At 69.4% G+C, this 22,677-nt stretch carries 22 protein-coding genes; 9 read left to right on the forward strand and 13 right to left on the reverse strand.

Features of this window, described 5'->3' with window-relative positions; translation table 11 throughout:
• Window positions 1–74: 74 nt before the first annotated feature.
• From ACGF7Y_RS13920 to ACGF7Y_RS13940, 5 genes are read left to right on the forward strand one after another with little or no spacing between them, the layout of a single operon-like run.
• On the forward strand, window positions 75–803 hold the full coding sequence (locus tag ACGF7Y_RS13920; protein WP_393233318.1) for an enoyl-CoA hydratase: 729 nt from the start codon (window positions 75–77) through the stop codon (window positions 801–803).
• Window positions 803–1,945, forward strand: coding sequence for an MBL fold metallo-hydrolase (locus ACGF7Y_RS13925; RefSeq protein WP_393233974.1), 1,143 nt, complete (start codon window positions 803–805; stop codon window positions 1,943–1,945). The genes ACGF7Y_RS13920 and ACGF7Y_RS13925 overlap by 1 nt, the downstream gene beginning before the upstream one ends.
• A 38-nt stretch (window positions 1,946–1,983) precedes the next feature.
• On the forward strand, window positions 1,984–2,190 hold the full coding sequence (locus ACGF7Y_RS13930) for an antitoxin (protein WP_062968466.1): 207 nt from the start codon (window positions 1,984–1,986) through the stop codon (window positions 2,188–2,190).
• 47 nt (window positions 2,191–2,237) lie between these two features.
• A complete protein-coding gene (locus tag ACGF7Y_RS13935; protein ID WP_393233320.1) occupies window positions 2,238–4,541 on the forward strand; it encodes an ATP-dependent DNA ligase in 2,304 nt (767 codons plus the stop codon).
• A 43-nt stretch (window positions 4,542–4,584) separates the two neighbouring features.
• Window positions 4,585–4,761, forward strand: coding sequence for an antitoxin (locus tag ACGF7Y_RS13940; protein WP_245549109.1), 177 nt, complete (start codon window positions 4,585–4,587; stop codon window positions 4,759–4,761).
• Between the two features lie 42 nt (window positions 4,762–4,803).
• Here ACGF7Y_RS13940 and ACGF7Y_RS13945 read toward each other — a convergent pair whose 3' ends face one another.
• The gene (locus ACGF7Y_RS13945; protein WP_393233322.1) at window positions 4,804–5,448 is read right to left on the reverse strand and encodes a cysteine hydrolase family protein; all 645 of its coding nucleotides are present in this window, start codon (window positions 5,446–5,448) and stop codon (window positions 4,804–4,806) included.
• Between the two features lie 250 nt (window positions 5,449–5,698).
• Between ACGF7Y_RS13945 and ACGF7Y_RS13950 the strand changes: the two genes are divergently transcribed.
• A complete protein-coding gene (locus ACGF7Y_RS13950; RefSeq protein WP_393233325.1) occupies window positions 5,699–6,955 on the forward strand; it encodes a lipase family protein in 1,257 nt (418 codons plus the stop codon).
• A 176-nt stretch (window positions 6,956–7,131) separates the two neighbouring features.
• Here the strand turns inward: ACGF7Y_RS13950 and ACGF7Y_RS13955 are convergent, their stop codons facing one another.
• From ACGF7Y_RS13955 to ACGF7Y_RS13970, 4 genes are all read right to left on the reverse strand, one after another.
• Window positions 7,132–7,869, reverse strand: a complete 738-nt coding sequence (locus tag ACGF7Y_RS13955; RefSeq protein ID WP_393233327.1) for an ammonium transporter — start codon at window positions 7,867–7,869, stop codon at window positions 7,132–7,134.
• 593 nt (window positions 7,870–8,462) lie between these two features.
• Complete coding sequence (locus tag ACGF7Y_RS13960) at window positions 8,463–9,200, reverse strand: energy-coupling factor transporter transmembrane component T family protein (protein ID WP_393233330.1); 738 nt, start codon at window positions 9,198–9,200, stop codon at window positions 8,463–8,465.
• Window positions 9,200–11,317 (reverse strand): ATP-binding cassette domain-containing protein, encoded by a 2,118-nt coding sequence (locus ACGF7Y_RS13965; RefSeq protein ID WP_393233333.1) that lies wholly within the window; start codon window positions 11,315–11,317, stop codon window positions 9,200–9,202. Before ACGF7Y_RS13965 ends, ACGF7Y_RS13960 begins: the two co-directional genes overlap by 1 nt.
• Before the next feature lie 75 nt (window positions 11,318–11,392).
• Entirely contained in the window at window positions 11,393–12,859 is a 1,467-nt protein-coding gene (locus ACGF7Y_RS13970; RefSeq protein WP_393233336.1) for a flavin-containing monooxygenase, read from the reverse strand.
• Between the two features lie 85 nt (window positions 12,860–12,944).
• Here ACGF7Y_RS13970 and ACGF7Y_RS13975 point away from each other — a divergent pair, with 85 nt between their 5' ends.
• Window positions 12,945–14,006: an AraC family transcriptional regulator gene (locus ACGF7Y_RS13975; protein ID WP_393233339.1), complete on the forward strand. Its 1,062-nt coding sequence runs from the start codon at window positions 12,945–12,947 to the stop codon at window positions 14,004–14,006.
• On the opposite strand, the gene ACGF7Y_RS13980 is transcribed toward ACGF7Y_RS13975, so the two are convergent.
• From ACGF7Y_RS13980 to ACGF7Y_RS13990, 3 genes are all read right to left on the reverse strand, one after another.
• Complete coding sequence (locus tag ACGF7Y_RS13980; RefSeq protein ID WP_357122378.1) at window positions 14,003–14,680, reverse strand: phosphodiesterase; 678 nt, start codon at window positions 14,678–14,680, stop codon at window positions 14,003–14,005. The genes ACGF7Y_RS13975 and ACGF7Y_RS13980 overlap by 4 nt on opposite strands.
• A gap of 67 nt (window positions 14,681–14,747) precedes the next feature.
• Complete coding sequence (locus ACGF7Y_RS13985) at window positions 14,748–15,533, reverse strand: metallophosphoesterase (protein WP_393233343.1); 786 nt, start codon at window positions 15,531–15,533, stop codon at window positions 14,748–14,750.
• 168 nt (window positions 15,534–15,701) lie between these two features.
• Window positions 15,702–16,139 (reverse strand): MarR family winged helix-turn-helix transcriptional regulator, encoded by a 438-nt coding sequence (locus ACGF7Y_RS13990; protein WP_393233345.1) that lies wholly within the window; start codon window positions 16,137–16,139, stop codon window positions 15,702–15,704.
• Between the two features lie 51 nt (window positions 16,140–16,190).
• Between ACGF7Y_RS13990 and ACGF7Y_RS13995 the strand changes: the two genes are divergently transcribed.
• Window positions 16,191–16,793: a TIGR03086 family metal-binding protein gene (locus ACGF7Y_RS13995; RefSeq protein WP_393233348.1), complete on the forward strand. Its 603-nt coding sequence runs from the start codon at window positions 16,191–16,193 to the stop codon at window positions 16,791–16,793.
• A 197-nt stretch (window positions 16,794–16,990) separates the two neighbouring features.
• Here the strand turns inward: ACGF7Y_RS13995 and ACGF7Y_RS14000 are convergent, their stop codons facing one another.
• The 5 genes from ACGF7Y_RS14000 to ACGF7Y_RS14020 all read right to left on the reverse strand — a co-directional run bounded on the left by ACGF7Y_RS14000 (window position 16,991) and on the right by ACGF7Y_RS14020 (window position 21,115).
• Window positions 16,991–17,758 (reverse strand): RluA family pseudouridine synthase, encoded by a 768-nt coding sequence (locus tag ACGF7Y_RS14000; protein WP_393233350.1) that lies wholly within the window; start codon window positions 17,756–17,758, stop codon window positions 16,991–16,993.
• Between the two features lie 48 nt (window positions 17,759–17,806).
• Complete coding sequence (locus ACGF7Y_RS14005; RefSeq protein ID WP_393233352.1) at window positions 17,807–18,817, reverse strand: adenylate/guanylate cyclase domain-containing protein; 1,011 nt, start codon at window positions 18,815–18,817, stop codon at window positions 17,807–17,809.
• Between the two features lie 267 nt (window positions 18,818–19,084).
• A complete protein-coding gene (locus ACGF7Y_RS14010; RefSeq protein ID WP_393233355.1) occupies window positions 19,085–20,041 on the reverse strand; it encodes a type IV toxin-antitoxin system AbiEi family antitoxin domain-containing protein in 957 nt (318 codons plus the stop codon).
• Between the two features lie 88 nt (window positions 20,042–20,129).
• Window positions 20,130–20,753, reverse strand: a complete 624-nt coding sequence (locus ACGF7Y_RS14015; RefSeq protein ID WP_357122355.1) for a TetR/AcrR family transcriptional regulator — start codon at window positions 20,751–20,753, stop codon at window positions 20,130–20,132.
• 5 nt (window positions 20,754–20,758) lie between these two features.
• Complete coding sequence (locus ACGF7Y_RS14020) at window positions 20,759–21,115, reverse strand: SPW repeat protein (protein ID WP_040870186.1); 357 nt, start codon at window positions 21,113–21,115, stop codon at window positions 20,759–20,761.
• Between the two features lie 217 nt (window positions 21,116–21,332).
• On the opposite strand from ACGF7Y_RS14020, the gene ACGF7Y_RS14025 reads away from it, so the two are divergent.
• Window positions 21,333–22,529: an NAD(P)/FAD-dependent oxidoreductase gene (locus tag ACGF7Y_RS14025; RefSeq protein WP_393233358.1), complete on the forward strand. Its 1,197-nt coding sequence runs from the start codon at window positions 21,333–21,335 to the stop codon at window positions 22,527–22,529.
• Window positions 22,530–22,677: the final 148 nt, after the last annotated feature.

Genomic DNA, 22,677 nt, shown 5'->3' on the forward strand with positions numbered 1-22,677 from the left:
CGCCCGGCGTGGAATGGTTGGTCCCCTGTGGCAGAGTGAAGAGATCAGACGGACCGTTCAGTCGGGGAGGTCGCATGCTCGGGGTCAGCCGGGACGGTGACGTGGTCACCATCGAACTTCAGCGGGAAGAGCGCCGCAACGCGCTCAATTACGAACTCGTGGCGCTGCTGCGCGAGGCCGTGCTCGCCGCTGTCGCCGACCAGGCGCGAGTCATCGTGTTGACCGGGCGCGGCCCGGTCTTCAGCGCGGGCGCCGATCTGTCCGGGGTGTATTCCGGCGATTTCCTGTCCGAGTGGCTGGAAACGCTGCACACCATCGAATCCGTGCCGATCCCGGTGATTTCGGCGATCAACGGCGCCGCGATCGGGGCGGGCGTGCAACTGGCGCTCGCTTCGGACCTGCGGGTGGTCTCGCCGGAGGCGTACATCGCCATTCCCGCGGCGAAACTGGGCATCAGCGTGGATCGGTGGACCGTGCGCAGGCTGGTCGTCTTGATCGGCGGCGGTCCGGCGCGCACGGTGCTGCTGGGCGCCGAACAGATATCGGCCGCCGACGCTTACGCCTTCGGGTTCGCCAACCGGATCGGTACGGCGTCCGACGCGCAGGCATGGGGCAAGCAGATCGCGGCATTGGCTCCGCTGTCCCTGCGGCACATGAAGCTGGTGCTCAATGATGACGGAACGCGTGATCCGGAAACCGCGCAGCAGCGCGCCGCGCTGGAGGCCGCGTGGGCGAGCGAGGATGCCAAGGAGGGTCGTTTGGCCAGGCAGGAAAAGCGCGCGGCGAAATTCGTGGGGCGATGATGGACATCAGACGCATCGCGGGCGCCGCGGCGGGCACGCTCGGCATCACCTGGGTGGTCCGGGCGGTATGGGACATCCCTTCGGCGATGGGCGCTTCGATCTCGGCGATCCAGCCGTACGCGGTGGGCGCGGCGACCTATCGCGACCGGCAGTTCCACAACACCGAACCCAGTAGCCAGGTGGTCGCGGGTTCGGCTCCCTCGCTGCTGGTCTCGGCGTTGACCCAGCGCAACGCGGGCAGGCCGCGGGGCCCCATCCCGCTGCGGACGCCGCAACAGCCGACCGCGGCGTCCGCGCTCGCCGTCACCTGGTACGGCCACGCCACGACGTTGGTCGAGGTCGACGGGTACCGCATTCTCACCGATCCGGTGTGGAGCGAGCGAGTTTCGCCGTCGGCGCTGGTCGGGCCCGCGCGGATGCATCCGGTGCCGCAGCCGCTGGCCGACCTGCCCCCGATCGACGCGGTGCTCATCTCGCACGATCATTACGACCACCTGGACAAGTGGACCGTGCGGGAGCTGGTGGCACGCCAGAGCGCGCCGTTCCTGGTGCCGATCGGTATCGGCGCCCACTTGCGGCACTGGGGTGTGCCGGAGGATCGCATCATCGAATTGGACTGGGGCGGTTCGGTGTCGCTCACCGAACTCGGCCGGGACCGCGACGGCGTGGATCTCGTGCTCACTTGCACGGAGGCGCGGCATTTCTCCGGGCGCGGCCTGCTGCGCAACACCACGTTGTGGGCCTCGTGGTCGATCGTCGGGCCGACGCGGCGCGCCTACTTCGGCGGCGACACCGGCTACACCAAGGCGTTCGCCGAGGCGGGCGCGGCGCTCGGTCCGTTCGACCTGACGCTGCTGCCGATCGGCGCCTACGACGAGCGCTGGCCGGATGTGCACATGAATCCCGAGGAGGCGGTCCGGGCACACGCCGACCTGTGCGGCGGGAATACCGGTTACGGATTGCTGGTGCCCATTCACTGGGCCACCTTCAATCTCGCCTTCCATGGCTGGTCCGAGCCGGTCCGGCGCATGGTGGCAGCGGCGCGGGCGGCGGGCACCGAGGTCGCGGTGCCGGTGCCCGGGCAGCGTGTGGACCCGTCGAGTGCCCCACCTGCGGATTCTTGGTGGGAGAATGTGGAGTGAACGACTTCTGCTAGTTGGCGACAGGAAGGATCACGGCGATGAGTTTCGCGGATACGGTCAAGGGCCTGGTCGACAAGGGTAAGGACGCGGCGGCCAAGAACGCCGACAAGATCAATTCAGCGGTGGACAAGGCCGGTGACTTCATCGACCAGAAGACGCACGGCAAGTACACCGACAAGATCGCCAAGGGCAAGGAGGCCGCCAAGAAGGTGGTCCCGCCGGACCAGTCCGGACCGCACGCCTGAGCGAGCGGCGGAGACCACGATCGGGTCTCCGCCGCTACACTTCGGATATGGTGGCCCGCCGCGAGTTCGGTGGTATCGAGGTTGACCTGAGCAACCTCGACAAGGTGTTGTACCCGGCCACCGGAACCACCAAAGGCGAAGTCATCGCCTACTATTCGGCGATCTCGCCTGCCATGCTGCCGCATGTCGCCGGGCGGGCGGTCACCCGCAAGCGCTGGCCCAACGGCGTAGACGAACCGTCCTTCTTCGAGAAGAATCTCCCGTCGCACGCCCCCTCCTGGATGCAGCGGCGCACCCTGCGGCATTCCGATCGCAAGGTCGTCTATCCCCTGATCGATTCCGAGGCCGGGCTGGCCTGGCTCGCGCAGCAGGCCGCGCTGGAAGTGCATGTGCCGCAGTGGCGTTTCGACGGCGACGACATGGGCCCGGCCACCAGGCTGGTCTTCGATCTGGACCCGGGCGAGGGAGTCGGGCTCGCCGAATGCGCCGAGGTGGCGCTCGCGGTGCGCGAGATGGTCGAGGGCATCGGTCTGCGCACGTTCCCGGTGACCAGCGGCAGCAAGGGAATCCACCTCTACGTGCCGCTGGATCGCGAACTGAATTCGGACGGCGCCTCCACCGTGGCGAAACAGGTGGCCACCAATCTGCAACGGCTGCACCCGGATCTGGTCACGGCGACGATGGCGAAGGCGGCTCGCGGCGGCAAGGTCTTCCTCGACTGGAGCCAGAACAACGCCGCCAAGACCACCATCGCGCCCTACTCGATGCGGGGGCGGCCGGAGCCGAACGTCGCCGCTCCACGCACCTGGAAAGAGATCGAGAACCGGAAGAGACTGCGGCATCTGCGGTTCGACGAAGTACTCGCCAGATACCGATCGGATGGCGATCTGCTCGCCGAACTGGATGCGCCGCCCGCGGGAAACGGCTCGTCCGCGGCGGTAGCGGGCCCGGACGCGTTGACGAAGTACCGATCGATGCGGGATCCGTCCCGCACGCCCGAGCCCGTTCCCGCGCAGCCACCCGCGCCGGGCGCGGACAACCGCTACGTCGTGCAGGAGCATCACGCGCGGCGTCTGCACTGGGATGTGCGGCTGGAGCGCGACGGGGTCCTGGTGTCCTGGGCGGTGCCGAAGGGCCCGCCGACCTCTCCCGAGCAGAACCGCCTCGCCGTGCACACCGAGGACCATCCGATGGAGTATCTCGACTTCCACGGAGCCATCCCGAAGGGCGAGTACGGCGCGGGCGAGATGACGATCTGGGACTCCGGCACCTACGAGACCGAGAAGTGGCGCGACGACGAGGTCATCGTGCGGTTCCACGGTAAGCGGCTCACCGGCCGGTACGCGCTGATCCAGACCAACGGCAACCAATGGCTGATGCATCTGATGCGGGAGGGGAACGGAGCCGAAGAACCGCAGGTGCGGCAGCGGCAGCCGCCGGGCCGGATCATTCGTCCCGCCGAGGGGCCTTCGCCACTTCCGCGCGGCCTGTCGCCGATGCTGGCGACGCACGGTGACGTCGCCGATCTCGGCGCGGACGAGTGGTGCTTCGAGACGAAGTGGGACGGCTTCCGGCTGATCGCCGAGATCGACTCCGGCGCGATCACGTTGCACAGCCGGGCGGGCAACGTCGTGACCGACCGCTATCCGCGCATCGCGGCGCTGCGGCGGGAATTGTCCGGGCATCAGGTGGTGCTGGACGGCGAGGCCGTCGTCTTCGACGATCACGGAGTCGCGAACCTCGGCCTGCTGCAAGCCGACGCGGCGCGGGCGGTGTTCGTCGCGTTCGACGTGCTGTACCTGGACGGCACGTCGCTGTTGCGCAAAAGATATTCCGATCGCCGCAGGGTGCTGGAGGCGCTCGCCGCGAACGCGCCGTCGATGGTGGTGCCGCCACGACTGGACGGCTCGGGCGCCGAGGCCTTGCGCTACAGCCAGGAGCACGGGCTGGAGGGCGTGGTCGCGAAACGCAAGGATTCGGTGTATCTGCCGGGTAAGCGCGGGCATGCCTGGGTGAAGCAGCGCAACTGGCGCACTCAGCAGGTGCTGATCGGTGGGTGGCGGCGCAGCACGGCGCGAGAGTTCAAATCGCTGCTGGTCGGTATTCCGCACGACGGCAGGCTGGTCTACGTCGGACGGGTCGGCACCGGGTTCGACGACTCGGCCATGCGGGAGCTGGCCGCGCGGCTGCGCAAGCTGGAGCGCAAGACCTCGCCGTTCGACAACGACCTCACCGCCGAGGAACGCAAGGAGGCAGTGTGGGTGACGCCGAAACTCGGTGGCAGCGTGCGGTTCATGAACTGGACCGAGGCGGGCCGGTTGTGGCATCCGGCTTGGCTTGGCGCTGGGTAGGGTTGTCTCGCGGTTGTTCCCAGCGCGAAACGAGGAGTGCACGGTGGACTTCAAGAACCTGGCGGGTAAGGCGATGGACCTGGCCCAGAAGAACGCGGACAAGCTGGACGCGGTCATCGACAAGGCGGGCGACCTCGTCGACGAGAAGACGGGCGACAAGTTCACGAGCCAGGTCGACGCCGCCCAGGACGCGGCCAAGAAAGCCCTGCGGGAGAAGTGAGCGTCGAACGGGACCCGGTCCGTGGCCGGGTCCCGTTCCGGGTCAGTTGCCGCCCGCGAGCAGCGGGGTGATGGTGGCGATGTCGGTCACCAGCGCGTGGCCCTGGAATTCGAAATCCGCGTAGGCCCGAGCCATGGCCTCCTTGTCCCGGCCGCCGACCGCGTCGCTGATCACCACCGGGACGAATCCGAGATCGGTGGAATGCGTGACCGTGGGCGCGATGCCGATCTCCAGGGCGACGCCCGCGATCGCGTAGGTGCCGATGCGCAGATCGCGCAGCATCGAGGCCAGCGGAGTCCCTTCGAAGGCCGACATCGACGTCTTGTCGAACACCACCTCGTCCGCGCGCGGCCGCAGCTCGGGAACCAGCTCGAAGGCCGGGGTGTCGCGCTGGAGGATGAAGCGCACCTCGTCCACCGAATCCACCTGCTGCCAGCTCATGGCCATGCGCAGCGCGAATGCTCCGCTCAGCCGCTGCGGCAGGAAGAAATGGCGCAGGAAGATCACCGGGTAGCCACCCGAGCGCGCCGCGTCGACCACCCGAACCACCCGCTCGATGATCTCCGGGCCGTCCGGCAACTGACTGAGCACGCCGACCTGCATGTCGTAGACGATCACCGCCATCCGGTCGGGCGCGCACAGGTCGGCGAGTCCCTCGGGGATGTCCAGTCCGTTGCCATGCCGCATGCTCGGCTACTCCTCTTCGTTGCGCTCGCGCTGGGGGCGGGGTGACGCCAGACAGCTATTCGATTGCGCCAGGGATGTTTTGGCCAACACTGTAGCCAGCCCTGCGGACAGCGGCGGCGGTGGGTGTGACCTGCGATCGCCCGTTGCCGGGTCCGTCCGCCCGGCAGTACCGTTGAGGTCTGGAGGCCAGGTGAACCGGTGCCGACCGCACCGGGACACTCACCGCCTCGCCGGGACTGGGGAGGCCCTGATGAAGGATGTGCACGCAGCGCCTGTCACCGCGCAGGCGAGCAACCACCCGGTGCGCACCGCGATCCTGGGGATCGCGCTGTCCGCGCTGATCGCTCTTGCCGCCGTCCCGGCGGCACACGCCGAGCTACCCCCGCCGGACCAGGACCCGTTCTACGCGGCCCCCGCGGACCTCGAGCGCTACCACAACGGCGCCGTGCTGGATTCCCGCCCGATCGCGTTGTTCGGCCTCCCCCTGCCTGTTTCGGCATGGCAGGTGAAGTATCGCAGCACCGACGCGAGCGACGATCCCGTGGCCGACGTGGCGACCGTCATGGTCCCGATGCTGCCGTGGTTCGGCCCGGGCGCCCGGCCCCTGCTGTCGTATCAGGTGCCCGAGGACAGTCTCGGCACGCGGTGCGCGCCGTCGTTCGCGCTGCGCGGCGGCTGGGACAGCGGCGCGGTGAACACCCTCATCGACACGCCGTTCATGGCGGAGGCACTGCGGCGCGGGTGGGCGGTGGTGGCCGGCGACTACGAGGGTCCGCGGTCCAGGTTCCTGGACGGGGTGAACTCCGGACGCGGCGTCCTGGACGGCATCCGGGCGGCCCGTGATCTTCCGCAGGCCGGGCTCGGGCCCGCGACGCCCGTCGGCGCCTGGGGCTATTCGGGCGGCGCGTTCGCCACGCTGTGGGCGGCGCAGATGCAGCCGTGGTACGCGCCGGACGTCCGGTTCGCGGGCATCACCTCGGGTGGCGTTCCGGCGGACTGGCCCGCCATAGCGCGCGAGGCGGACGGCACCGTGCAGGCCGGGCTGGCGTTGCTGATCCTGTTCGCCATCGCGCGCAACGATCCCGGCAACGGCGTGCTGGCGTTGCTCAACGATCGGGGGCGCGCGGCGCTGGCCGAGAATGCCGCCATGTGCGGGTCCGACCTGGTACCGAAGTACGTCGGCGCGCGGGTCGACGACTTCGCCGTCGTTCCGGATCTGCTGTCGCATCCGGCTTTCCGCGCCGCGACCGACGCCCAGGAACTCGGCGGCAGTGCGCCGGAGACGCCGATGTACCTGTACCACAGCCGCACCGACGACGTGATCCCCGTGGCGGGCTTCACCGACCTGGTCGGCCGGTACTGCGCGCAGGGAGCGGCTATCACCTCGGTGCATTCGATGCTGCCCACCCACAACCCGGCGGCGATCGGTGAAGCGCCGGGAGCGATGAACTTTCTGGGCGATCGGTTCGCGGGTCTGCCGGTGGCCGCCGGATGCCGGGAGCGGTGAATGGACGACCGGCTGATCGTGGGCGCTGGTCGGCGCACCGTATCCGTCGACCAGCGTGGTTGCGTGAGGGCGGCGTTGGTCTCGGCGGCCGCTTCCGGCGAACCACCAACGGCCCGCACAGACGAAAGCGCACCGAATCGCGGTCGATTCGGTGCGCGTAGCGCCAGGGGCACCGGTCAGTTCTGCGAACGCCCGGTGGTGTCCATCCACTTGGTGCTGCCGGGCGGGGCGGCCAGCGTGCTGATCAGATCGATACCGGCGATGATCAGGGCCGGTCCACCGACGACGATGGTGCCGATGACGCCGCCGATACCCGCGCCGGCGAGCACAGTGGCGATACCGACGGGTCCGCCGATGAGGCCCGTCAGACCGACGAGCGCTCCGATCACCGTGCCGATGAATCCGCCGACCGCGGTGGCGATGCCGAACTGCGACAGGAAGGCGTCCATCGCGCGCTGGTTCTCGAACGGCGACGCGACCGGCGTGGCCGCGGGGCGCGCCTGCGCCGTGTCCTTGACGACGGTCAGCTCCAGCACCCGGCCCGCGTCCCGCACCACGTGGGACATGGGGTATTCGAGCCCGTCCTGCCGGAAGGCGAGCGGCAGCGTGACCGCGACCGCACCCGCCGCGTCCTTGATGTCGACGGCGTCGCCGCGCACCTCGAACGTGCCCGCGGTGAGCGTCGTGACGACCTTGTTCCCGATCAGCTCGGCTTGGTAGCCGATGTCCGGAACCGCTGTCGCGCCCGGTTCCGCGTGCGCGACACCGGACCCCACCGTGAGCGCGGCGACCAGTGGCACGACAGCGGCAGTGACTTTCCGCAGAATCATTTCTCGGTTTCCAATCTTCATCAGGCTTCGAGCAATAGAGAACGCGGCGCACGCCGAATTTCCTTCCCCCATCGGCGTGTACATCCGTGATGTGATCCAAAAGACAGTTACTTCCGAGTGATAACTGTACTGTGGCCGAAGGGGTTTGGGACACGAATTCAGAGGGTAATCTTCCGTCTTTGTCCAGTGGCGGTGTTATAGCTCTCCGCTATTTATTGATCGAGCAATACGGGCGTTCGAATGGGTCCGGTCGGGCTTCATTCGGGCGGTGGGGTGCGATCTTCGAATCGAAGCATTGCATCCGAAGCATGCGCAGGCGGTTGTGCGCCAGGTGTAATCTCCAGCACGGCAGTGTCTTTCGCGAGGCGCGGGGCGCGTGCGAGGGGCGGGGCGCGGCGTGGCCGTGATCCGGGCGGCCGAGTCGTGGCGTGGGCGGGCGGGCGGGCCCCACTGGCTGGGGCGACGGCTGCCGTTCCCGCCGAAGCGTGGTACGTGAACTGCCGACAGTGCTTTCCGTGGCATCGACCGGGCCTTACCTCGAGTGACGCCAGACGGTCTGCAAATATTCAGCGAATCCGGGGCCCGGAATTCCGCCCCGCGAACCATCAGGGGCCGCGACCAACCGAGACCCGGTTCTTCACCCGTTCGGCTCGCACCCGTCACTTCTCTCGCGCGTATCAGAGCAGCAAGTGCAGTGCGAGGGAGCCGAGGCAGACGCCGAACACGAGCACGAGAGCGAGAGCGTCGCGCAGGCCGGGAGCGTTGGGATGGGCGGTGAGTTGCCCGGTGCCACCGCGTGCGGTGATCGCCTCACCCAGTTCACCGGCCCGCCGGGTGGCCACCGCCATGGCCGCGGTGAGGATGTCGATGAGCGGGTTGTCGACCGCGCGGGCGAGCATACGGTCCTTGGGGCGGAGGCGACGGGCGGCGCGCAGCACCCGGATCTCCTCCATGAGCAACGGCAGACCGCGGAGGGTGAGCGCGACGACGACAGCCCATTCGTCCACCGGCATTCTGAGCCTGCGCAACGGCGCGCCCAGTTTGGCGAGGGCGGGCGCGACGTCACCCATCGGTGTGGTCCACGCGATCAGGAACGAAGCGGTCACCAGGATCAGGGTGAACATCGCGATCTGCGCGTAGCGCAGCACCGCCGCACCGCCGACGGGGACGGTGAGCAGGCCGCCGACGACGAACAGCGCCCAGAACCACCAAGGCGGGCGCGGCAGCGTGCCGAGCGGCAGCCGGGCGACGACGCCCACGATCACCAGGAACCCCGTCATCACGGCGAGCACCGGCCAGGACGGCAGGAACATCAACACCAGGCTGATCAGGAAGACGCCGATGATCTTGGTGCCCGCCCACAGCCGGTGCACCGGACTGGCGACCGGCACTTGACGCAGCAGAACGGTGCTCATCATCGACCTCCCTGCTCGAACCGCCAGGCCGATTCACCGGGCGCGTGCAGCGCTCCGGAGTCGGCTCGCGCGGCCGCCTTGCTCGGCACCGGCGTGGCCGCCCACGCGGATTCCGCGCTCAGGATGCGTCCCGATCGCAGGTGCACCGTGCGGTCGCACACCGCCGCCATGTCGGCCACGTCGTGCGAGATGACGATCAGCGTCAAACCGGCATCCCGGAGCCGGGCGAGCAGTTCCACGATGTCGGCTCGGCCCTCGGGGTCGAGTCCGGCCAGCGGTTCGTCGAGTACGACCACTTGGGGATGGCTGGCCACGATCGCGGCGAGCACCACCCGTTTGGCCTGTCCGCCGCTGAGTTCCTCGATCGAGCGTGCGGCCAGCGACCGGTCCAGCCCGACCGCGTCCAGCGCGCGCCCGACCGCGCCGGAGCCGGTGGCGCGTCCGCCCCAGTCCGCGATCTCCGCGCCGACGGTCTGCTTCTGCAATTGCAGGCGGGAATGCTGAAACGCGAGCCCGACCCCGCCGATCTGCTTGCCGACCGGCTTCCCGCGCAGTTCGCACCGGCCGGAACTCGGTTCGATCAGGCCGGCCATGATCCAGGCCAGGGTGGACTTGCCCGAGCCGTTCCCGCCGACGACGAGCAGCGCTTCGCCCTGCCGGACGGACAGGTCGACGCCGTGCAGCGCGGGTGCCTCCCACGGCGTCGCGCGGTTGTAGGTGTGCCGGACATCGCGCAGTTCGAGGACCGGTTCGCCCATCGGCCCGCGGCGCGCGGCGCGGGCCGGACGGGGCCACGCGGGCAGGTGCGCGACCGTCCGTCCACCCGACAGGTGCACGACCCGGTCCGCGGCCGCGGCATCGGCTTCGTGGTGGGTCACCAGGACCACCGCCATCGGGTGGCGTTTCGGCAGGCCCGCGAGCAGTTCCACCAGTTCCCCGCGTCCGTCCGGATCGATCATGGAGGTCGCTTCGTCGGCGATCAGCAGGGCGGGCCGCCGGGCCAGTGCCGCCGCGACCGCCAGGCGCTGCTGCTGACCGCCGGAGAGCGTCGCGGTCTCCTTGCCGCCCATCCCGGCGAGACCGACCTCGCTCAGCAGTCCTTCCACGTCCACCTCGGCGGCCAGGTCCGCGGACAATCCCCACACCACGTCGTCGGCGACGAGCACGCCGAGGGTCTGGCTCTCCGGTCGCTGCAACACCAGCGCCGTGCCGCCCAGTCGCCCCAGTCCGGCCGAGCCGGGGCGCCGCACCGACCCCGAGGTGGGCGGCAGGCCGGCCAGCAACCGGGTCAGCGTGGACTTGCCCGAGCCGTTGTGCCCCACCACGGCGACGAATTCCCCGACCTCGACGGTGAGGTCGACGTCGCTGAGCGCGTCGCGACCGGCTCCGGGGTAGCGGAAGCCGGCGCGTTCCAGCGTGACCGGCAGCGGCGCGACGGGCCGGTCGTCGAGCGGTGCGTCGAGCCGGTCCCGCCCGGGCAGCCAGTCGAGCCGGTCCAGCACCGAGCCCAGGACATACCAGGAGCACACCCCGGTGGCCATCATGCCGAGCGCGACGCCGCCGCCCAGCCACACCCACCACGAGCGCAGCACGGCATCGGCCAGTTCCGCCACGACCCGCCCGAGCGGAGTCACGCCCACCTGGGCGGCGAGATCCTGCAAGCCGCGCGCGCCGTTGCGGATGTTGTCGAAGACCAACTGGCGCGCGCTCGACAGCACGAGCAGCGAACCGACAGCGAGCGCGGCCCACACCAGCCCGGTGAGCAGCGAGAGTCCCAGCACCGCGACGAGCCCGCCGCCGCGCCGCTTGACGGTGCCGATGATGCCGCCCATGGTGGCCGAGGCGACCAGCACCGTCGCCGCCGCCATACCGCCCGCCACGAAGGTGACCAGCGTGGCGGCGATGGTCGCGGTGATCAGGGCGCGCGGCCGGAAGCGGTGCGCGATCAGCCCGATCGGGACCGCCGCGACCAACTGCAGCGCGCCGGCGAACGGGATCACCGATCCGATGGTCACCAGCCCGACGGTGGCTCCACCGAGCACGGCGCCGGTGGCCAGCTCGATCGGACGCAGCGGCCCGCGCTGCTCCGACGCGCCCGGACGGGCCAGTTCATTCACAGCACAAGTCTGCCAGCCCGGCGGGCGGTGCCGCGTCGAGTCGAATCCGAGCGGGGCCGGCGGCCGTGCGATTCGTCACGAGACCGGGTCGAGGGTGTAGTGCCGGGGATCGAAGCGCCGGGTGCGGCGGCGGTAGCTGGTCTGCGAGCCGGGCCAGTTGTTGGTGATGCGGCCCGCGGAATTGCGGTACCAGCTCGCGCAGAAGTTCCACGGGGTGCGGGCCAGTCGTTGCTGGAGCGTGACGTTGTAGTCCTCCTCCAGGTCCGCCCGGACGTCGACACAGTGGCCGGGGTGGTCGGCGAGCCACCGCACCGCCTGACGGATGTAGCGGGTCTGCGACTCGATCATGTAGATGATCGAGCCGACGCCGAGGTTGGTGTTCGGCCCGTAGACCAGGAAGAGGTTCGGGAAGTCGGGCACCGCGATGCCGTAGTACGCGTGCGCGCCGTCGGCCCAGGCGTCGGCCAGCCTGCGCCCCCCGCGACCATAGACCTCCATCGGCCACAGGAACTCCGTGCCCTTGAAGCCGGTGCCGTAGATGATCACGTCCACCTCGTGCGTCGCACCGTCGGCGGTGCGTACGCCCCGCGGAGTGATCTCGCTGATCGCGGTGGTCTCCACCCGCACGTTCGGCTGGGTGAGCGCGGGGTAGTAGTCGTTGGAGAACAGCGCGCGTTTGCACCCGATCGGGTAGTCCGGGGTGAGTTTCGCGCGTAGCTGCGCATCCTCGACCTGCTCGGCCAGGTGCCGGGAGGCGATGCGGGCCACCCACCGGGCGATGGCGGGGACTTCGACCAGTCCGAGCGAGACGAACTCCGCGATCGACCACCACCCGAATCGTTCGGCCAGCAGCGCGCCGGGCATCCGCGCGAACAGGTTGTGCTGGATCGGCGAGTAGTCGGTGTCGAACTTGGGGATCACCCAGGCCGGTGTGCGCTGGAAAAGCGTGAGATGGCCGACCTCGGGCTGGATCTCGGGAATGTACTGGACAGCGCTCGCTCCGGTGCCGACGCAGGCGACGCGTTTGCCGCGGAGGTCGACGTCGTGGTTCCACTCGGCCGAATGGAACGACGGTCCCGCGAAGGTGTCGATGCCGGGTATGGCGGGCAGGGACGGGCGCGACAGCTGACCCACCGCCGAGATCAGCACGTCCACGACGCGGCTGTCCCCGTCGGCGGTGCGGACGGTCCACCGGCCGGTGGCGTCGTCGAATTCGGCGTCGGTGACGCTGGTGCCGAAGCGGATCGCCGACAGCACGCCGTGCCGCTCGGCGACGCCGCGCAGGTAGGCGTGGATGGCGGCACGCCCCGAGTACCGCTGCGGCCAGTCCGGCTTGGGTTCGAACGAATACGAGTACAGCGGTGAGGGGACGTCGCAGGCCGCACCGGGGTAGGTGTTCTCCCGCCACACCCCGCCGAGGTCGGCGGCCCGTTCCAGCACGGTGATGTCGTCGAAGTCGTTGCGGCGCAACTCGATCGCCATGCCGATGCCGCCGAAGCCCGCGCCGATGATGAGGATCGACGGCCGACCGCGCGTTGTCATGTGACACTCCTCACTCCGACCGTAGTTGTCTCCACTGTAGGAGCCGCCGTGCCGTCGCATAGAGAAATTCGGCCATAATGTCCGCGTGGAGCGGGTACAGGATCCGGATATCCGCGATTGGAACTTTCCGCGCGGCGTGGCCAGCGTGGCGCTGATGGTCGGCTACGCGGCCGAACACGGCGTGCCCGCGGCGCGCATGCTGCACGGCACCGCGCTGACCGAGCAGCAACTGCGCGATCCGGACGCGCAGATCGATGCGCACACCGAGCTGGCGGTCATCCGCAACCTCGTTCGCGAACTGGCCGGCCGTCCCGCGCTGGGCGTCGAGGTGGGCCGCCGCTACCGGATCACCACCTTCGGCATCTTCGGCTTCGCCTGCGTCAGCAGCCCGACGCTGGGGGAGGCGATCAGCTTCGCGCTGCGCTACCTGGACCTCAGCTTCACCTTCTGCCTACCGGTGGCCGAGTGGGGCGACAACGAGTTCGTCGCGGTGGTGCACGACGAGTCGGTGCCGACGGATGTGCGCCAGTTCCTCGTCGAACGCGACGTCACCGCGATGCATCAGGTGATGAGCGATCTGCTCGGCACGCGCCTGCCGCTGACCAGGGCCGAATTCCGTTTTCCCGCACCGGGCTACGCCGATCGGATCGCGGACGTCACCCTGGTGGCCCCGCGGTTCGACATGCCGCGCAACCTGTTCGCCATCGAACCCATGCTGCTGGAGCAGCCGTTGCCGCAGGCCAACGAGCACACCTGGGCGATGTGCCTGGCGCAGTGCCGGGAGTTGGTGCACCGCCGCAGGGCCCGCACCGGCATCGCAGCCGAGGTGCGCGAGCGCTTGGTCCCGCGCGGCGGCGCGGACGGGTTCGCCGCGCCGCCCGGCATCGACGCCGTGGCGAACGATCTCAACATGAGCACGCGCACGCTGCGCAGGCATCTCGACGCGGCGGGCACCAGCTATCGGGCGTTGCTGGACGAGGTGCGGCGTGCTCTGGCCGAGGAAATGCTCACCGCCACACCGCTGTCGGTGAGCGATGTCGCGATCCGTCTCGGTTACGCCGAAGCCTCGACATTCATCTTCGCCTTCAAGCGGTGGACCGGTAACACCCCGGCCGCCTATCGCCGCGAACGCGTCGTCCGGCGCTAAGCCCCTTCACCACGGCCGCTGCGGCTGCCCGTGTAGGCCAGTTCGCGAATCTTGCCGATGGCTTTGGGGAACAACTCCACCTCGGCCGGGTGGTTGAGCATCGGATCGAAGTAGTCCGTGCGGTGCTCGGCGGATTCGGCGGGCCGCAGCGTGATTTCGGCGACCCGCCAGGTGGGTCCGCCGAGACGGCCCGCGCTGAGGGTGAAGCTCACCAGATCCTCGTTCAGATGGGCTTGCATCGCCTCGAGCGACGCCGAAGCGGGCTGCACACCGTCCGGCTCGGCGAAGAACCAGGTCGGCGCGGAGTTGCTGATCCGATAGGGCATCAGGCATCCGTAGCGCGCGCTGGCCCAGCCGCGCGCCGGGGTGATCACCAGCCGGCCCAGCGATCCCTGCCCCGTGGTGGCCAGCGCGAAGTCCCAGGGCTCGTCGTCCCGGTCGAGCACTCGGAACGCCAGGCCGAGCACGTCGGGCAGGCCGTTCGGTAGTCCGACGCCCTTGGACAGCCGCGCGATCACCGCGCGTTCGCCGCTGCCGAACAGCGGCTCGAACTCGGGTTCGGCATGCAGACGACCGGCCAGGTGCAACCCGTTCGGGTGGAACACCCGGGCATGCCGGATCCGCGCTCCGGTCGCGAACGCGCTCTTCACCACTGCGGCTGGCAGGTCGACCATGGTGCATCCTCCCGGGTAGGCGTCTCGTGCCTCCCGATTGCCCCGGCTGGTGCCGGGTAAACCGCTCTCAAGCCGGTTGCACGCCGATCCGGCCGCCCATCGGAACGGTCCGGAAATGGGTGGTGAGTCGGTGATCGTCGCCGATGACGTGCAGCGAGATCGTCGGGTCCGGCGCGTAGTCCATGACGTGGTCGGGCAGGTCGAGTTCCCACTCGCCGCTGAGCACCGACGCGGTGCTCGGGCCGACCAGCAGCGGGCGTCCGCCGAACGTGGTCGTCGCGGCGGAATGCGCGTGCCCGGTGAGTACGGCGACGATCCGGTCGTCACCGGCCACCAGGTCGGCGAGCCGCTGGGGATCGGCGAGGGAGATCCCGTCGACGATCGGGCTGTACAGGTGCGCGGGCGGGTGGTGCAGGGCGAGCAGGATCGGTTTGGCCGGGGGCGCGGCGTCGAGTACGCCGCTCAGCCAACGGTAGGTCTCCTCGGCGAGTCGTCCGCCGGGCTCCCCGGGAACGCTCGAATCCAAGAGCGCGAGGGTGAGATCACCGATTCGGTGCGAGCGGTTGATGGGGGCGTCGGAGGCGGGCTCGCCGAGTAAGGCGGTACGGAAGCCCGCGCGGTCGTCGTGGTTGCCGGGGAGGGCGTACACCGGGATCTCGGTGTCGAACGCGAGCTTGGCCTCCGCGTACTGCTCGGCTTTGCCGGAATCGGTGATGTCGCCGGTCACGAGGATGGCGTCGGGCTTGTGGCGCAACCCGGCGAAGAACTCCATCACCCGCTGGACACGCTGGGCGTTGCGGGCGCCGAGATCGAAATGGGTGTCGCTGACCTGAGCCACCAGGATCATCGGCATTCGCTTTCGCTAGGGGTTCGCTGCATTGCGTCAGAGTGTGCGCGCGCTGCGGCTGCCGCACGTCATCAGGCTAGTTGACCTGCGCATTACGAGTCGTCATGACGCTCGCCACCATGCGAACGGCGCTCGGCGATATGTGTCCCAGGACACAAGGTGTGAGGTTGGCGGTCAGGCTTTGGACTGCTCGGATACCGCCACGGAGAGGGTGCGCAGGGCGCGCACGAACACTCGGCGGTCCTGGGCGGGGAGCCGCTCCAGCAGTTTCTCCTCGCCGGTTTGGATGTCGCGCTGGACGCGGTCGCGGAGGGCGCGGCCCTCGTCGGTCAGCGACACCAGGTTGACCCGCCGGTCGGACGGGTCCGGTTCGCGCGTGATCAGGCCTCGGCGCTGCAACTCGTCCAGCACGCCGATGATGCGGGTCTTGTCCGCGCCGATCGCCTTGGCCAGCGCCGCCTGGGTGTAGACCGGTTCCGCATCCAGGCCGAGCAGAACGGAGTAGCCCCACATGGATAGTTCGTGGCGCTCCAGGATGGGTGTCTCCGCGGCGATGAGCGCCCGCACGAGCGGCACGATCATCGCGGCCAGATCGGGACGAGCGTTGGACATGGACCGACGATACTGCTTGGAAAATCATAAGCTTGAGCTTACGATAAGCTCATGATTACTGATTCCCTGAAAGAATTGCGCGACCAGCACGCTCGGTCGGTTCGAGCGAGCGTGGAGGCCGTGGCCCGCGTGCGTCCCGATCAACTGGATTCCGGAACACCCTGCGCCGGGTGGCGCCTTCGTGACCTGCTGGAACACATGATCGCGCAGAATCACGGCTTCGCCGCCGCCGCGCGGGGCAGCGGCGATCCCGATGTGTGGGCCGTTCGCGCGTCCGACGATCCGGTCGCCGACTATCGCGCCTCGGCCGACGACGTGCTCGCGGGCTTTGCCGCAGAGGACGTCTTCGAGCGCGCACTGCTGCTGCCGGAAGTCCTGCCCGATCGCGGCATCCCGGCGCACTTCGCGATCGGCTTCCACCTCGTGGACAGCGTCGTCCACGCCTGGGATGTAGCGCGCTCGATCGGCGAAACCATCACCCTCGATCCCGACGTGGCCGAAGCGGCGCTGCGCATCGCCCTCGCAGTCCCCGACGGGCCCGAACGCACCGCCCCCGGCGCAGCCTTCGCCCCGGCACTGTCCGTTCCGGAGGAAACCCCGACCCTCGACCAGATCCTCCTGCTCCTCGGCCGCTCACCGAACTGGCCGAACTGACCTGCCGCCGCGGACCTCCGCGCGGCAGCCTGTCCCGGCTGTGTGCCTCCGGGCGATTGCCTGAGGATGACTGTGGACGAATCGCGCACCCACGCACAGCCTGAGACCAGGCACGGAGAAGGCAGGCACGAGGAAGCGGTTCGGCGGTTCGACGCTCAGGCGAGGAGGCCGTGGTCGGTGCGGAGGGGAAGGTGGCGCTAGCCGAGCGTCCGCAGGGATTGGGCAGCGCGTTCGAGAGCGGCCGGTTCGGCGGGTTCGTTCAACGGGCGCCAGAAATCGGGGTCCGGCTCGGCGGTCAACATCAGTTCCGGCGGGGTGCGCCACGAGGCGGCGAGGCCGAGATGCCAAGAGTGGAGGTAGGTCCGGGCATGGGCGCCGGAGCGGTCGAACAACGGGTCGCCGACTATCGGGTGTCCGGTCCAGGCCAGGTGGACGCGGATCTGGTGGCGGCGGCCGGTGACCGGGCGCAGCGCGAGAACGGTGTGTGTGGCGCCGCGCAGCACCGTCGCGAACCGGGTGAGCGAGGGGTAGTTCTTGGCGGGCAGCAGGTCGGCGTCGTCGACGAACCAGCGGCCCGCCTCGTGGCGGATGCTTTCGCGGGGCGCCGCGATCCGCACCCGGTTCTTGCGGCCCACACTGAGCGGCAGATCGAATACGCCGGTATCGGGCAGTCCGGTGGCGGCCACGACGGCCAGGTACGCCTTCTCCGCGGTCTGCTTGTTGAACTGCCTGGTCAGCTCGCCGTGCGCGCGCAGTTCCTTCGCGAACAGGATCAGGCCGGATGTCACCTTGTCGATCCGGTGCACCGGATACAGCGTTTCCCCCGCTTCGGCGGCCAGTTCGACGAGGTCGGTGTCGTGGCGCTCGCCGGTGACGGAGATCCCGGCAGGTTTGTGCAGGGCCAGGATCGCCGCGTCCTCCTCGACGAGGCAACGGGCGCGCAGCTGTGACCAGTCCTTGTCCACCGGACGAGCCTAGGGCGGCCGTCCGCGGCGGGCGGCACGCGGTCTCGGCTACCTGCCGTTCTTGCCGTTGCGGCGCAGCAGGTGCGGGCGCAGGCGGTTGAAGCCGCGCACCCGGACGCTGCGCAGGTGCTTGATGGCGAATGCCGGATCGCCCTCCAGCGCGGCGGCGGCGTGGTCATCGATCAGGACGGTGCCCGGCCGGGCGACGCCGGTGAGTCTGGAGGCGATGTTCACGACCGAGCCGTACAGGTCCCCGAAGCGTTGCAGGACCGGGCCGTAGGCGACAGCGACCCGCAGGTCCGGGGTGCCGCCGACCATCATGGTGGACTCCTGGATGGCCAGGGCGATGCGGGCGGCCTCGGTGGCGGTTTCGGTGGCGAACATGACTTCGTCGCCCACGTTCTTGATCACCCATCCGCCGTTCTCGGTGATGGCGGCTGTGGTGGTGGATTCGAACGCCTCCAGCAGCATGGACAGCTCGTCGGGATGCAGATGCCTGGTCAGCCTGGTGTAGCCGACCATGTCGGCGAAACCGACGGCCAGTTCACGCACCGTCTCACCGGCGCTGGTACCCGGGTCGAGTGAGCGCGACAGCGCCGCGGCGAGATGGCGCCGCCAGGCGTAGATGTTCAACTGCTCCAGCGTGGCGATGGCGCCCTGGGTGGCGGTGCGCACCGCCTCCTCGGGGTCGGCATCGGGCTCGGCTCGGGCGATCCGCTCCTCGATCTCCGCCAGCACCAGGTCGACCTGCCATTCCGCCAGGCGCGCCATGCCCTGGCCGAGCGTGCGCACGGTCGCCGACTGTTGCTTGGTGTCGGCCGAGGACAACACGTTCAGCTGCTCGAAGTCGCGCACCGCCGCGACGTCGGCGTCGGCGTAGTCGACCGCTTCGTCGCCGATGCTCGACGGAAAACCGAGCGCGATCCACAATCGCTTGGTGAGCGCCGTCGTCGTCCCCGACTGCTCGGCGACCTCGGTGCGGTTGTACCGGCGCGCTCCGTCGAGCAGGTAGGACTCGACGACCGATCGCACCAACTCGGACCTCTCGGTGGGCACCATGATCGGTACCTTACGGGTCGAATCCGGCGCGCCGGCTTTCCTTGGGGCAGTTCACATACTCACCGCGCCGTCTTCGGTCCCGCGCTGCCGGCAGGCACATCTCGGTGACACCTGGAACTGCCGCCGAAGTGCGGTGCGGTCGATCCGCCGGTGCCCGCATGCCAGGCGCGTCGATTTCGCTCAGTTCCTGATGTCGGGCGTGGAGGGCGTGCGCCCGCGGAAGGTGCGGCGCAGATCCTCGACCCATCGGTCCGGTGGGAGGGCTGCTCATGGCTTGGGGGTGGGGGTCCAGTAGCCGGCGCGACGCTTGCCGGCGGCCGCGCGAACGGCCGCGCGGAAGCGTTCGGTCAGGCGGGTGGGAGCCGAAAGGTCGTCCCAGCGCCAGCGGACCACCACCCAGCCGAGGGCGCGGAGCCGGGCTTCGCGCTGCTGCTCCGCTGTGATGATCTGTGCGGCGGGCACCGGGCCGCGGGGTGTGGCTCGACGGTCGATCGTTCCGTCGAACTCGCCGATCACGCCGAGATCCGGGAACAGGAAATCCACGCGGCCGACGCAGATCTCGTCGTCGGAGAAGACCCGGGCCTGCACCTGGGGAGCGGGGAGACCGGCCTGGTGCAGCAGGATCCGGCTGCGGGATTCGCCGACGTCCTCGCTGCGGCCGTCCAGGAAATCGAGGACGAGGGCGGCTCGGCGGCAGCCGGGCCGGTGCCGGGCGCGGCGAAGGTGTTCGCGCAATTCGGTCGTGGTCGTCAGCCCTTGGCGCAGCGCGGAATCCCCGACCGCGACCGACTGTTCGAACCCTTCCGAGCGAGCGATATCGAGGACCGTCCGCGCCGGGGTGGTCACTCGTATGTCATCGACCAGGGTGATTTCATCGGGTTCGACCTGCGCCGAATGGACCACGACCCGTCTGCTCAGCCGGCCGCCGTTGATCCGATTCCTGGTCAGGTGGACGCGGTCGAGCGCAATGCCCCAGATCGCCAGGCCGTGCAGAACCGCGGCCGAACAGTGGCTCGTGATGGCGGAGTCGGACGTGGACTCCGCGGTCGCCAGCGTCATCAGCAGATGCCTGCCGGTCTCGCCGAGACCGGAGCCCGGCGAGTTCAGATAGTGCCCGGCGCGCAGGCGCTGCCATTGCCCGGTTCTGCACAGCCGGTGCAGCGCCTTGTCGGACAGCCCGGCGGCCAGTGCTTGCCGGCGTGAGATCAGTTGCGGTGCTTCCATACCGACGATCGTGATCGTCCGGCGCCCCCGGAATACCCGCCGCGGCGGTGAATGTGGATAACACACCAGCTGTGGACAACTCCGGGGATCACCCCATCTGAGTCATCCCGGCCGCGACCACCTGCGCTACGTTCAGCACTTCCTCGGCGGTGGGCAGTGGCAGGCCGTCGAGCGCGTGCAGCCGGTCGGTGCTGGCGATGGCGAACATCGCCGAGACCCAGGCCGCCGCGCACGCGCGCAGGGTGCCCGGGCGCACCGGGGCGGGGGCGCTCGCCTGCAGCACCTTCGTGGTGACCTCCAGCAGTTGATCGCGCAGGCGGCGCAGTTGCCGTCGCACGTCGGGATGGGTGTCTGCTTCCCGCCACAGGATCACCCGCAGCACCGACGAGTGGTGGTCGCGCAGGTTCAGGGCGGCATCGAGGTTGACCAGGCTGGTCGCCGGATCTCCCGGGGCCACCACCGTGCCGATGTCATCGATCGGCTGGGCGGGCACCCGTTCGGACATCAAGGCGGACAGGATCGAGTCCTTGGTCGGGAAGTAATAGAAGACGAGTCCTTTGGGGACGCCTGCCGCGGCGGCGATGGCCGCCGTCGCGGTGGCGTCGTATCCCTGTGCCGCGAAGAGTTTCTCCGCGGCGTCGAGGATGAGTTGCCGCGCGTCGCCGTCGGCTTTCGCGCTGCGGCGACGCCCGGCCCGCCGGGTTCCTGGCATCTGCGTCAGTGATGCGGAGCCATGTCGTGCAGACGTCCCGACACCGTCGGCAGCGCCGCTACCGCGACCACCGCCGTCACCACGCCGACTACCCATGCGGTCCAGGATGCGCTGCGGTACTCCGTGAAGTCCATGACCCACGGGGAGAGGAACAGCAGTGCGCCGCACAGGCCCATCACGTAGTCCGCCGCCGCCATGTCGGGGCGGGCCATCTGTGCCAGACCGGTGAGAGCGATGAGCACGCCGAGCACGATCAGCGACCACATGGCGTTGTCGTTGGTGTCCACCCAGAGGGGGGACAGCGCGGCGAAGGCTCCGAGCACGACAGCCAGGAAATCTTGCGCGCGGCTCTCGGTGAACATGGGTACCTCCTGAGGCTGGGAGTGTGTGCTTTCCCCGGTATAGCTCTGATTGACCGCCCGATCAATATCGGAACGAACACGATTGCGCGGCTGTTGCCCGACCATTGACGCGTGATGGTCGTCACAGGGCGATGCACCAAGCAGAGGTTAGGGTGGGCTTCGTCGCACCGCCGGTTCCGTGGGATCGGCTGCCGGGTTCCAAGGAAGGGATGGCCGCATGACCGCGCCGATCGTGATCGTCGGAGCAGGCCTCGCCGGCCTGCGCACCGCGGAGGAACTGCGCCGCGCGGGCTACGCCGGTGACCTCGTGCTCATCGGTGACGAGCCGCGGTTGCCCTACGACCGGCCGCCGCTGTCCAAGCAGTTCGTGCGCGGCGAGACCGACGACACCACATTGCGGCCGAGCGAGTTCTTCACCGAGAAGCAGATCGATCTGCGTGCGGGCACCGAAGCCGTCGGCGTCGACACCGGCGCGCGCCGCGTCCGCCTCGCCGACGGGACGACGCTGGACTACGACCAGCTGATCATCGCCACCGGCCTGCGCCCGCGCCGCCTTCCCGGCCTGCCCGATCTCGCCGGCGTGCACGTGCTGCGCGGTCATTCCGACGCTGTCGCCCTGCGCGCCGACCTAAGCGGCGCCCGGACGGCGCTCGTCGTCGGCGCCGGATTCATCGGCTGCGAACTCGCGGCGAGTTTCCGGGCGAAGGGGGTGGATGTCGTGCTGGTCGAACCGCAGGCGACGCCACTGGCCTCGGTGCTGGGCAGCGAAGTGGGCGAACTGGTGGCGCGGATGCACCGCGCGGAAGGGGTCGATCTGCGCTGCGGCATCGGCGTGGACACGCTGCTCGGCGACGACGCGGGGCGGGTGCGCGGCGCCCGGCTGTCCGACGGTGGTGAGATCGCCGCCGATCTCGTCGTGATCGGTGTCGGCTCGCGGCCGGCGACCGAGTGGCTGAGCGATTCGGGGATCGCTCTGGCGGAGCCGTCGGCCGGTGGCGGCGTGCTCGCCGACGAGGTGGGGCGCACCTCGGCCGAAGGCGTGTGGGCGGTGGGCGATGTGGCGGCCTGGCTGCACGACACCGGCTCGCGCAAACGCGTCGAACACTGGACCAACGCGGGCGAGCAGGCCAAATTGGTCGCCTGCGCGCTGCTGGGGGCGCAACCGCCCACGGCCGCCCGCGTCCCGTATTTCTGGAGCGACCAGTACGACGTCAAGATCCAGGCCCTCGGCACCCCCGGCGCGACCGACGAGGTGCACATCGTCTCCGACGACGGCCGCAAGTTCCTCGCCTATTACTCCCAGGGCGGCAACCTCACCGGCGTCGTCGGCGCGGGCACGACCGCCCAGGTGATGAAGGCGCGCGCCAAGATCGCCGCGGGCGCTCCGGTGACCGAACTGCTGGCGCCCAGCTGACCTCGCGCCGGGCTCTGGCGCGATGCCGGGCTCTGGCGAAACACGCCTGCTGCGCGTGACTCGACCACGGCAGACCTCCGGCGAGTTCCGCACCGGCCTGCCCGCGTCCTGGCCCGGAACCCTCGGTGATGCCATGCCCTCGGCCGGA

The sequence above is a fragment of the Nocardia sp. NPDC047654 genome (assembly GCF_043205035.1).
Classification (GTDB): Bacteria; Actinomycetota; Actinomycetes; order Mycobacteriales; family Mycobacteriaceae; genus Nocardia.